At 33.6% G+C, this 13,190-nt stretch carries 3 protein-coding genes; all 3 read right to left on the bottom strand.

Features of this window, described 5'->3' with window-relative positions:
- On the bottom strand, window positions 1-2,811 hold a 2,811-nt coding region (locus ACFO3U_RS04045; RefSeq protein ID WP_379738449.1), incomplete at its 3' end, for a fibronectin type III domain-containing protein.
- A gap of 157 nt (window positions 2,812-2,968) precedes the next feature.
- Window positions 2,969-7,798: a fibronectin type III domain-containing protein gene (locus ACFO3U_RS04050; RefSeq protein ID WP_379738450.1), complete on the bottom strand. Its 4,830-nt coding sequence runs from the start codon at window positions 7,796-7,798 to the stop codon at window positions 2,969-2,971.
- A gap of 131 nt (window positions 7,799-7,929) precedes the next feature.
- Window positions 7,930-12,936 carry a fibronectin type III domain-containing protein gene (locus ACFO3U_RS04055; protein ID WP_379738451.1) on the bottom strand — a complete coding sequence of 1,669 codons (5,007 nt, stop codon included), beginning with the start codon at window positions 12,934-12,936 and terminating at the stop codon, window positions 7,930-7,932.
- Between the last annotated feature and the right edge of the window lie 254 nt (window positions 12,937-13,190).

Consider the following 13,190-nt stretch of genomic DNA (forward strand, 5'->3'; position numbering starts at 1 on the left):
AGCTGATGCATTTGTAATGTTTGTTGCTGTTAGAGCAGTTGGTGGTAAACATGAAGGTGCAGGAATCACATTTATTGTAAAATCTACAACAAAACCATAAGTTCCACTATAACAAGGATCTTCATTTCCTAATGGCATAAAGTCAGCAGTTACAATTCTCATTCTATGATTTCCTAATGGAGCTGTTAAAGGCATAACAAATGAAGCGTTAAATACATTAGGGCTTGTAGATGATGAAACTCCATTGAAAAGTAACTCACTAGCATCTAAAATAAAATCATCATTTAAATCCACATAAATATAAGTATCATAATCATATGTAAGAGTATTAAAAGAAATTTGAACATTATTAGAAATTCCTTGACTCATATCGTTAATAGCTACACTTTGATCAGAATAAAATGGTGCTGTCGTAACAGATATAGGGTAATTTGTTGAACCTAACTGAACATTAGTTATTCCAGATCCATCTACACTTGTTGGTAAAGAAGGACAATAACATCCTGTAGCAGCTGTAGTGAAGCTTTGCTCAGCACATCCTGTAGCAGAACCATTAGCATTATAAGGAACAACTGTCCAATAATACATAGCATTAATATCTCCAGTAAAAGTGTAAGAACTTGATGTAAGATTGACATTATCTGCAATATCATTACCACCTGAAGTTGTTCCTACTGTAATATAATAACCTGTTGCAATAGGATCAGCGTCCCAACTTAAAGTATTTGGAAAGTTTCCACATGAAGCATTTGGAGTACTCACAGGATTAGTTACGCAACTAGGAGGTGATAACGGAGTCTCTATTACATAGAAATCATCTACTCCTAAATCATTATAAAAGTAATCTGCAGTTGTTCCAGCTGGATTAGCTATAGCATAAATTCTAAATTTAGTAGTTGTTGGAACTGTAGAAGGCACAGTAGCTTCTACTTTAACCCAACCAGTAAAATTACCTGTTTCTGTTGCAATGTTTAACCATGCAGCACCATCCCAAACATCCAAAGCAATTGTATGGTTAATAGTATTATTTGTATTGTTTGATGCAAACCAAAAACCTGCTAAAGGAGTAGTTAACGCACTCATATCAACAAGCGGAGAAACCATTTCGTTTGCAGTTATATTAGATGATGCATCAATCCATAAATAATTAGAAGTTCCCGTTGTATGATCTCCAATATTGGGTAAATATGTATGACCTGTATTTGTTACATCATTCGTTAAAGTCCAATAATCAGGTCCAACTTGTGTATCCCAACATGTTGGTAAATCTCTATAAGGTGAAACTAATGGTAATGAATCAAAATTCTCTGTATAAGGAGCAGTATAAGAAACACAAGCTGTTGTAAAAGTAAAAGGTCCAACCCAAATACTAGTTCCATTTGTTGTTCCACAATCTGCTTGTACATAATAATCATAAGTTGTTTGAGGAGCTAATCCTGACAAAGTATATGGATTTGTAACACCTGAAACAACTATTCCACCAGTTCCCTGAGTAAATCCTGCAGGTCCATATTCTATATTATATAAAGTAGCAGAACCTAATTCTGTCCAACTTAAATCAGCAGAAGTTGCAATAATATTTGTAGCTGTCAAATAAAGTGGTTCTGGACAAGCTGGTATTGCTTCCCAAATTACATCATCAAAATAAGCTGTAGTTGTAGAACCAGGATAACCAGGATTTTTAATTACTAGATTTTTAATTCCTGCTGGAATTCCTGTAGGTGCAATAATAAATTCTTGTGTAGATGCTACGTTCGTCGATGGTAAATTAATTTCTTGTAATTGTACAAATGTTGTTACATCAGACAAGTCTGTCAGATAACCAATTTCAACAACCCTACCAGCTAATGTTGCAAAACTTTTAAATTTTAATCTATGTGTATTTGCTTGTAAATTTGAAACTGAAGGTAAAATAGCATATGCTTCAGTAGGTGTAGTACCACTTGCGAACATATAAAGTCTATTTGATGGAGACATTGGAGAAGTAGATCCTGTGGTTACATAAGTACTTCCTGTACCAGCTCTACTCCAACAAACAGGCATTGGACTTGTTGAACCTGTAGCAGAAGCATCAAAGTTTTGTACAAAGTCAGTAACATCATTGCAGACTGTATCAAAACTTCCAGCTGCAGACCAAATAGAAAATTCAGAAGTACAATTCGATCTTACCCAGAAGTAATAAGTTGTACCAGCTGTTAGCCCTGTTAAGTTTGCTGTTGTTGTTGTTGATGTTCCACTAGGTGTTGTAGTTCCATCTGGTGCAGTATTTGTAGTTGAATAATAATATTCGTAACCACCTGAAGGACTTGTTAAAACTGTCCAAGAAATATCTGCAGAATTTAAGGTTAAATTACTAGCGCTTAAACTAGAAGGTATTGGACAACTTGGCAAAAACTGAACAGAAGTATTGTGACAATTAGCTGTTCCTGCACAAGTAGAGTCATCAGAAAGGTGTATTCTTACTGAAGTAACAGTTACATTTGTTATAGTTTGAGGAGAAAAACCATGTTGAATCACATTATTTGAAGCATCTGTTAATGTTACATAAATATGATTTCCTGCGAAATATGTACTTCCTACTTGAGCAGAAAACATATAATCTTCTCCAACAATTAACCCATTAACTGTTGAGTATTCAGCAGTACTGTAAGCACAAGTTGTAATACCTTGCTGTGTTCCAGAATTGTTTGAGGTTACTGTACCGAAAGCATCTGGTCTAATACATTGAGCATTAATTGTTAATAATGAAGTTGAAAAATATCCTAAGAGGATAAGTAAAAACTTCAAATTTTTGATCGTAATTTTTTTCATAAAATTTGGCTATTAAAGTTAATATGTGTGAATAGTGAGCGACAATTTAACATTTTTTTTTTAAATACATAACTTTTAAACAAAAAAAAGAGAAAACAAAAAAAAAACTGCTCCTAAAAGAAGCAGTTTATTTATTTAAAATACTAACTAAAGAAAGTTATTTTTTAATAACTTTTATAGTTTTTATAATGTCACCCATAGAGATATTAACAATATAGGCTCCAGCAGATAAGTTTGACATATCAATTTGTGTTGAAGAATTTCCAACAATTTTAGATATTACTTCTTGACCTAATAAATTAATTACTTTAACAGAAGAAATTTCTGTTGAGTAAGATAAATTTAAAACATCATTAACTGGATTTGGATAAGCTACAAAACTGTTGCTGTCAAATTCTTGAGAAGATAAAGTATTATCAACAGTTATTGTATAATCTTCAACTTCACCTCTACCTGAACCAAAAGAACAAGCATCATCATCTCCTGGATTAGAATCATTCCAATCTATCATAACTCTCATTCTATAATTTCCTGCAGGTGTAGCTGCTGGTACAGTAATAGTTCCTGTAAAAGGTCCGTTACCATAACTAGTTGTAGAATATAACATATCTGATGGATCAAAGCTATAATCATTATCCCAATCAACCCAGACAGCACAACCTACTGTTCCACCTACAATACTAACACTAAAATCAAAACTTTGAGTTGAACCTAAAGTTGTACTTAAAGTAGTGAAATCTCCATAGTTATCTGTAGATAATCCAGAACTACTATTTGTAATATTTGTTGATGCCGAAGTTGTAGAAAAATCATCAATATAACTAGCAGTACTTGTTCCTGAAGGGAAGCAATAACAACTTGTTACAAAAGTTACAAAACTTTGCTCAACACATCCAGTTGCAGAACCTAAAGCATTATATGGTGTAATTGTGTAATAATAAGTAGTATTAAATGATCCACTAAATGAATATGACACAGCACTTCCTATATCAACATTATCCAATACATCATTACCTCCAGCAGTAGTTCCAATCGTAATATAATAACCGTCTGATAATGGTGTTGCGTCCCAAGTTATTAATGTAGGCTCATTTCCACAAGCAGTATCTGGAGTTGCCACAATATTAGTTGCACATGATGGTGCAGCAGTTGGAGTCTCTTCTACAAAGAAGTCATCAACACCTAAATCATTAAAATAATAATCTGAACTTGTTCCATTTGGATTAGCAATTGCATATATTCTAAACTTAGTTGTAGTTGGAACTGTTGAAGGAACAACTGCTACAACTTTTACCCAACCTGTAAAGTTTCCTGTTCCTGTTGCAATATTTAACCATGCAGAACCATCCCAAACATCCAATGCAATAGTATGATTAATTGTATTATCTACGTTATTAGATGCAAACCAAAAACCTGCAGATGGATTAGTTAAAGTACTCATATCAATTAAAGGTGAAACCATTTCATTTGCTGTAATATCAGTTGACGAATCAATCCACATATAATTTGAAGTACCAGTTGTATGATCTCCGATGTTTGGCAAATATGTATGACCTGTATTTGTTACATCATTTGTAACATCCCAATAATCAGGACCTATTTGAGTTTCCCAACAATTTGGTAAATCCGTGTAAGGAGATGTCAAAGGCAAACCATCAAAATTTTCGATGTAAGGAGCAGTAAATGCTGTACAAGCTGTAGTAAATGTAAAAGGACCTATCCAAATACTTGATCCAGAAGTACCTCCACAATCAGCTTGAACATAATAATCATAACTAGTTGAAGGTGTTAAACCTGTTAAAGAATATGGATTAGTATTTACTCCAGAAACCAAAGTTCCACCAGTACCTTGTGTATACCCAACTGGACCATACTCTACATTCCACAATGTTGCAGAACCCATTTCAGTCCAACTTAATTCAGCAGATGTAGATAAAACGTTTGTTGCTGAAAGAAATGTTGGTCCAGGACAAGCAGGAATAGCTTCCCAAATTACATCATCAACATAAGCAATTGTAGTTCCTGAAGGATGTCCAGGATTTTTTATAGCTAAATGTTTTACTCCTGCAGGTAATATTCCTGGAACAATTATAAATTCTAGAGTGGTTGCAAGTGTTGTCCCTGGAATATTTACTTCTTGAATTTGTATAAAACTATTTATATCTGAAGGGTCGGTCATATATCCAACTGATAAGAACCTATCAGTTCCAGATGAAGAATAAGCTTTAAATTTTAATCTATGCGTATTTGCTTGTAAATTAGAAACTGGAGGTAAAACTGCACAAGTTTCTGTTGGTGTTGCTCCATTAGCAGTCATATATAACCTATTAGATGGTGACATTGGTGCATTAGCACCTGTTGTAATATACGAATTACCTGTTCCTATATTTACTTCTCCCCAACAATCAGGAAGTGGATTTGCAGTTCCTGTTGCATAACCCTCAAAGTCTTCTGTAAACTCTGTTACTTCATCACATTGTGTTTTGAAAAGAAAAGGACCTGACCAAGAACTGTTTTCTGGACCTGTACAAATTCCTCTTACATAAAATTCATATTCAGTATTAGATGTTAAACCTGATAAAATATGAGGATTTGTAGTGATACCGTTTACCATTGTTCCTGATCCTAATGCAAAACCACTTAAGCCATATTCAATATCCCACATAGTTTCAGGCCCACCATTTGTCCAACCTAATGTTGCTCCATTATTTGTAATAGCAGACGCTGTTAAATCTGAAGGTTCTACACATGAAGAATTTACTTCCCATTTAACATCATCAATATAAGCCGTTGTAGTAGCACCAGCAACTAAATTAAATACTAATTGATTAACACCTACTGGAATATTCATAGGAACTACAGTAAACTCTTGAGTTGATGACAAAGCAGTGCTAGGTAGTTGAAACGGTTCTATTTCTACATAAGTTGTTTCATCTCCAGGTGTAGTAAAATAACCAACACTTAATACTTTGTTTGCTGAGGTACAATAAGTTTTAAATCTCAATCTATGTGTATTTGCTTGTAAATTAGAAACTGGTGGCATCACTGCAAAAGCAGTTGTTGTTGTAGAAATATTCATATACAACCTATTTGCAGGAGACATAGGTGCATTTGATCCTGTATTTACATAAACATTATTTGATGTCCCAACCTTACTCCAACAAATAGGTAAGTTACCAGAACCAGTTGGTGTAGTGTCAAAGTTTTCTACAAAATTATCAACTTCTACACATTCAGTAATAAAAGCAAATGGTCCAGTCCATGTACTTACTCCGTTTGTTGCACCACAATCTGACTGAACATAATACTCATATGCAGTAGCTGGCATTAATGAAGTTAAAGTGTAAGGATTTGAAGTTACACCAGTAACTATAGTTGAACCAGTTCCTTGTGTAAAACCTTGTAGACCATATTCAATATTCCAAGTTGTTGCACTACCATTTTCTGTCCACCCTAAAACAGCTTCTGTAGCTGTTACATTTGAAACAGTTTGATTATTAGGCAATGGACAAGGAGGAGTTTCAATTACAAAGAAATCATCAACACCTAAATCATTGTAAAAATAATCTGAAGTAGTTCCAGATGGATTTGCAATAGCATGTATTCTAAATTTTGTTATTGTAGGAACTGTAGAAGGTACTGCTCCTGCCACTTGAACCCATGTAGGAAAGTTGCTTGACTGTGTTACAATATTTAACCATGAAGTTCCATCCCAAACGTCTAAAGCAATTGAATGAAGAATTGAATTATCTGTATTTTGTGATAAATACCAAAATCCAACATAAGGTGCTGTTAAATTACTCAAATCAATCAATGGAGAAACCATTTCATTGGCTGTTATATCTGAAGACGAATCAATCCACATATAATTTGAAGATCCAGTTGTATGATCACCTACATCTGGTGAATAAGTATTGCCCGCATTTAAAATGTCATTTGTAACATCCCAATAATCTGGACCTGTTTGGGGTTCCCAACAATTTGGTAAATCTGTATATGGGGTAACTAATGCAAGGCCGTCAAAATTTTCATTAAAAGGTGCTAAGTAAGGAACACATGTAGTAGTGTAAATTAGTGGCCCAACCCAAATACTTTTATCTGAAGCTCCACAATTACCTCTTACCCAAAAATAATAAGTAGTTGCAGAAGTTAATGATGATAAAGATAAGGTTGTAACTCCATTTGCAGTAGTTCCAGTAGGTGTTTCAGTTGGTGATGGTGGTGTTGCTGAAGTTGTATTATAATATTCATAACCATTTTGAGGTTGAATAGCATTTTCAACCCAAGAAAAGTCAGCTGTAGTTGACCCTACATTAGTATTAACTAAACTATTTGGAGCATTACAAGAAACTACAAAATCAAAACCAATTAAAGGTCGTCTGTAATTAGATGAACCAAGTGTTGCACTAAATGTTCCTGAAGTATTATTTGAATATTTACCTGTATCATTATTTGAAGTAGTTATACAGGGAGCTTGATATTCATATGCCCAACCTATACTTGAAGAAGCAGTAGTATTAATATATTCTGTAAAAACAGCTAAATTTTGCGTCCCAGAATATACAAAATTTGTAGACATTGGAAAGTTTTTCCATCCATCATTTGAACCAACAGATGCGGAAGGATCTGAATCATAGACTAAAGTAGCAGTTGTAATTTCTGTTGCCCAGTCTAAAGCTCCAGAACCAAAATCTGAAACAGAAACTTCTTTCATGTAAACTTTAAAATTAGGAGTTCCTGACATAGTTCCTGTGGCCGACAATCTCTTATAATAAAGTGTATTTAATGTTTGTCCTGCTATCCCTGTTAGCTGCGAAGAAGGATATAAAGCAGCTGACCTGTTATTAGCTCCAGCAGTTGCTATACTGTACATTGGTCCGTATGTACTTGAACTAACTGTGGCTAAACATTCATCAATTGTGAATAATTGGGCGTTCACCTGAGTGAACGCAAATAAGGCAAAGAGCCAAATGGTAATTTTTTTCATTTTTTTGTGTTTGTTAGTGTTTGTTAATAAATTCTTAATAATATGCCAATTTAATAAATTTTGAGGTAAAAAACAAAAAAAAACCGCTCAAAAGCGGTTTTTCACATAATAATTTAAAAAAGTTATAAAATTTATTTTTTACTTATTTTTATTGATTTAACAATGTTATCAATCATAACATTTACAATATAAGTTCCTGCAGACAAATCACTCATGTCAATTTGCACAGAATTATTAAATACTTTTTTAGAAATTAATTCTTGTCCTAATAAATTAATCACTTTAACAGAAGTTATTTCTGATGAATATGATAAATTTAATACTTCATTCACAGGGTTTGGATAAGCTATAAAGTTTTTAATATCAAAACTATCATTTGCTAACAATGGAGTAAAAGTATATGGTCCAGACCATAAACTAACATCTGATCCACAACTAGACTGTACATAATAATCGTAAGTGGAAGCTGAATTTAATGATGACAATGTATATGGATTTGTAGTAACATTTGAAACTAATGTCCCACCTGTACCTTGAGTAAATCCTACAGGTCCATATTCAATATTCCATGTAGTTGCAGAACCATTTTCTGTCCAACCTAAATCAGCAGAATTTGCGGTAATATTAGTAGCTGTTAATGCTGTAGGTTGAGGGCATACATTTATAGCCTCCCATATAACATCATCAATATAGAGAGAAGTCGTACCAGCTGAAGTTCCTATATTTCTAAAACATAAATTTTTAACACCTGCTGGTAATGCTCCTGGAACTATTGTGAATTCTAGCGAAGTTGCTACTCCAGTTCCTGGTAATGAAACTTCCTGAATTTGCACAAATGAAGTAAGATCTAATGAATTTGTCAAATATCCTACTTCTACTGTTTTATTTAATGTTGAAGCATGTGATTTAAACCTTAATCTGTGTGTATTGGCTTGTAAATTTGAAACTGATGGCATCACTGCAATTGATACAGTTGGTGTTGTTCCATTAGCACTCATATATAATCTATTTGCTGGTGACATAGGAGAGTTTGCCCCAGTAGTTATATAAGTAAATCCATTACCTAACTTAGACCAACAATTTGGCAATGGGTTAGTTGACCCTGTTGAATAACCCTCAAAATTTTCAGAAAACTCTGTTACATCATCACATTCTGTTTGAAATGCAGAAGGACCAGTCCAAGGACTAAACTCTGCAGCTCCACAAACAGATCTTATATAAAACTCATAATTTGTACCTGAAGTTAAACTGTTTAATGTAAATGGATTTGTTGCAACTGAAATAATTGTTCCTGTTCCCGGAGTAAATCCTGTTACTCCATATTCTATTTCCCATTGTGTTGCTGTACCTGATTCTACCCATTCAATTGTTGCTGTATTATTTGTTATAGAATTTACTGCTATTGAATTAATATCAGGATTAACACATGAAGGAATAGCTTCCCAAATAACATCATCAATATAAAGAGTAGTTGTACCAGCTGAAGTTCCTATATTTCTAAAACATAAATTTTTAACACCCGCTGGTAATGCTCCTGGAACAATTGTAAACTCTTGTGAAGTGGTCACTGCTGTTCCTGGTAATGAAACTTCCTGAATTTGCACAAATGAAGTAAGATCTAATGAATTTGTCAAATATCCTACTTCTACTGTTTTATTTAATGTTGAAGCATGAGATCTAAACCTTAATCTGTGTGTATTGGCTTGTAAATTTGAAACTGATGGCATCACTGCAATTGATACAGTTGGTGTTGTTCCACTAGCACTCATGTATAATCTATTTGCTGGTGACATTGGAGAGTTTGCTCCAGTTGTTAAATAAGTAAGACCATTACCCAATTTAGACCAACAATCTGGCAGTGGATTTGCTGTTCCAGTTGCATAAGTGTCAAAGTTTTCAGAAAACTCAGTTACATCATCACATTGTGTTAGAAATGCAGAAGGACCAGTCCAAGGACTAAACTCTGCAGCTCCACAAACAGATCTTATATAAAATTCATAATTTGTACCTTGTGTTAAACTATTCAATGTAAATGGATTTGTTGCAACTGAAATGATTGTTCCTGTTCCTGGAGTAAATCCAGTTACACCATATTCTATTTCCCATTGTGTAGCTGTACCTGATTCTACCCATTGAATTGTTGCTGTATTATTTGTTACAGAATTTACTGCTATTGAATTAATATCAGGATTAACACATGAAGGAATAGCTTCCCAAATAACATCATCAATATAAGCAACTGTAGTTCCTGAAGGATGACCTGCGTTTTTAAATGCTAAATATTTAACACCTGCTGGCAAAGATCCTGGAACAATTGTAAACTCTTGAGTTAATGCTAAAGTAGTTCCTGGTAAATTCACTTCTTGTATTTGAATAAAACTATTTGTGTCAGAGGGATCAGTTAAATATCCTACTGCTATAAATCTATCAGTTCCTGATGATGAATAAGCTTTAAATCTTAATCTATGTGTGTTGGCTTGTAAATTTGAAACAGATGGTAAAATTGCACACGTTTCTGTTGGTGTTGTTCCACTTGCAGTCATATACAATCTATTTGCTGGAGACATTGGTGCATTTGCTCCTGTTGTAATATATGAATTACCCGTTCCAATGTTTAATTCTCCCCAACAGTCTGGTAAAAGACTTGTTGTCCCTGTTGGATAGCCCTCAAAAGTTTCAGTAAACTCTGTAGCATCATCACATTGAGTTGTAAAAGAAAATGGTCCTACCCATGCACTTACAACTGAACCTGTACAAACTGCTCTTACATAATAATCATAAGTTGTACTACTTGTTAAACTTCCAAGAACATAAGGGTTAGACGTTATTGATGAAACTAAAACTCCACTTCCTAAAGAGAAACCTATAGGACCATATTCTATATCCCATTGAGTTTCTAAACCTCCTAAAGTCCAACCTAAAGTTGCACTATTATTAGTCAAAGCTGAAGCGGTTAATGCAGAAGGCTCCGTACAAGATGAATTTACTTCCCATTTTACGTCATCAATATAAACTGTTGCAGCTACTCCCTGCTCTAAACCAAATACTAATTGACTTACTCCAACTGGAATATTAGTAGGTATCACCGTATATTCTTGTGTTGAAGAAACTGTTGTTCCTGGCATTTGAAAAGATTGAATTGAAATAAAACTGCTCTCGTCTCCAGGAGTTGACAAATATCCTACATTAATATATTTATCTGGAGTTGTACAATATGCTTTAAATTTCAATCTATGTGAATTAGCTTGTAAATTTGAAACTGGAGGCATTACAGCAAAAGCAGTATTAGTTGCATTTATTGTCATGTAAAGTTTATTAGCAGGAGACATAGGTGCAACCGAACCTGTAGTATTGTAAACAGTTGTAGTAGTTCCTAGTTTACTCCAGCAATCAGGTAAATTACCACTACCGGTTGGAGTAGTATCAAAATTTTCAACAAATTCAGTAACTTCGGCACATTTTGTTTTAAATGTAAATGGACCTGTCCATATACTTGATTCAGATGAACTACATACTGCTCGTACATAAAAATCATAATCTGTATTAGACAATAAACTATTTACTGTGAATGGATTTGTATTTGCAGAAATCAACGTACCACTTCCTTGAACAAAACCACTTAAACCATACTCTATTTCCCAAGCAGTTTCTGTTCCATTATTAGTCCATCCTAAAAGAGCACTTGTACTCATTAAATCATTAGCAGTTAATAAATTTGGCTCAGGACAAGAAGGTATTGCTTCCCAAATAACATCATCGATGTATAGTGTTGTTGTTAATCCCTCAACTAAATTAAAAACTAACTGACTTATACCTGTTGGAACTCCTGTTGGTAAATAAGTGAATTCTTCTGTTTCTGCAACTGTGGTTCCAGGAATTTGAAATTGATTTAATAACACAAAAGATGTAGGATCATTTTGAATAGCAAAATACCCCAAACGTAATTCTTTACCAGTTGTAGTTGCATAAGACTTAAATTTTAACCTATGTGTATTAGCTTGTAAGTTTGAAACAGGAGGCATCATTGCAAATGCTGTTGTTGTTGTACTAATATTCATGTACAATCTATTAGTAGGTGACATAGGTGCTGTAGAACCAGTATTTGTATAAACATTATTAGAAGTTCCAAATTTATTCCAACATACAGCTAAATTCCCTGAACCTGTAGCTGATGTTTCAAAGTCTTCAGTAAACTCTGCAACTTCAACACATAATGTAGTAAAACTAATTGGCCCTGACCAAACACTTTTATCAGATGTTCCACAATTACCTCTAACCCACACGTAGTATACTGTAGCTGTAGATAACGTAGAAAGTGATACTGATGCAACCCCAGTTGCTGTTGATCCACTTGGTGTTTGTGATGGTGTTGGTGTTGTACTTGATGTTGAATAATAATATTCATAACCGTTTTGAGGTTGAGTAGCATTTTCTGTCCAAGTAATATCAGCAGAAGATGTTGTAATGTTAGAAGACATTAATGCGCTTGGAGCATTACAAGTCACAGCAAAATCAAAACCAATTAATGGTCTTCTATAATTGCTTGTTGTTAAAGAACTAGCTAAAGTTCCTGTAGTATTATTATTGTATTTTGAAGTATTACTATTTCCTGTATCTATACATGGAGATAAAGACTCATATTTCCATGAAATAGATGCACTAGCTGTAGAATTATAATACTCTGTAAAAACTGCTAAATTTTGTGTTCCAGAATAAACAAAATTAGTTGAAAATGGAAACAATTTCCAACCTGCATTATTACCTACAATTGTTGCAGGATTAGAATCATACACAAGTGTTGCTCCAGTTATCTCTGTAGACCAATCTATAGCTCCACTTCCCCAATCCGTTGCTGACACCTCTTTTAAATAAATTTTAAAATTTGGAGTTCCAGCCATTGTTCCAGAAGCAGTAAATCTTTCAAAATACATAGCATTCAAATTTTGACCTATTATGGTTGTCAAATCTGCTGCTGGATAAATTGCTGCAAATCTACTGTTTGCATTAGCAGTAGTAGTACTATACATTGGACCATAAAGGTTACTTCCTCCATTATAACAGGAGTTTATTGTCCATAATTGTGCATGCATTTGACTAAAAGCAAACAATGCAAAAATCCATAAGATAATTTTTTTCATAACTTAGATAATATTTTATTTTGCACAAAATAAGTTGTTTTATAACAAATCTAAGTTAATGAAGGGTTAATGACAATTAACAAAAATATATCCTTTTAGTTCAATCATATCAATAAACACAGTATTTAATGGTGTTTTGGAAATTTATATAAAAATAACCATCTAAAACTACTTTAACATAATCACAAAATACTTTAAAAAAGTTATAAAAAAAGCTCGTAAGGATATCTACGAGCTTTTTTTCAGAAATTTCT

The sequence above is a fragment of the Flavobacterium ponti genome (genome assembly GCF_042652765.1).
Lineage (GTDB): Bacteria > Bacteroidota > Bacteroidia > Flavobacteriales > Flavobacteriaceae > Flavobacterium > Flavobacterium ponti.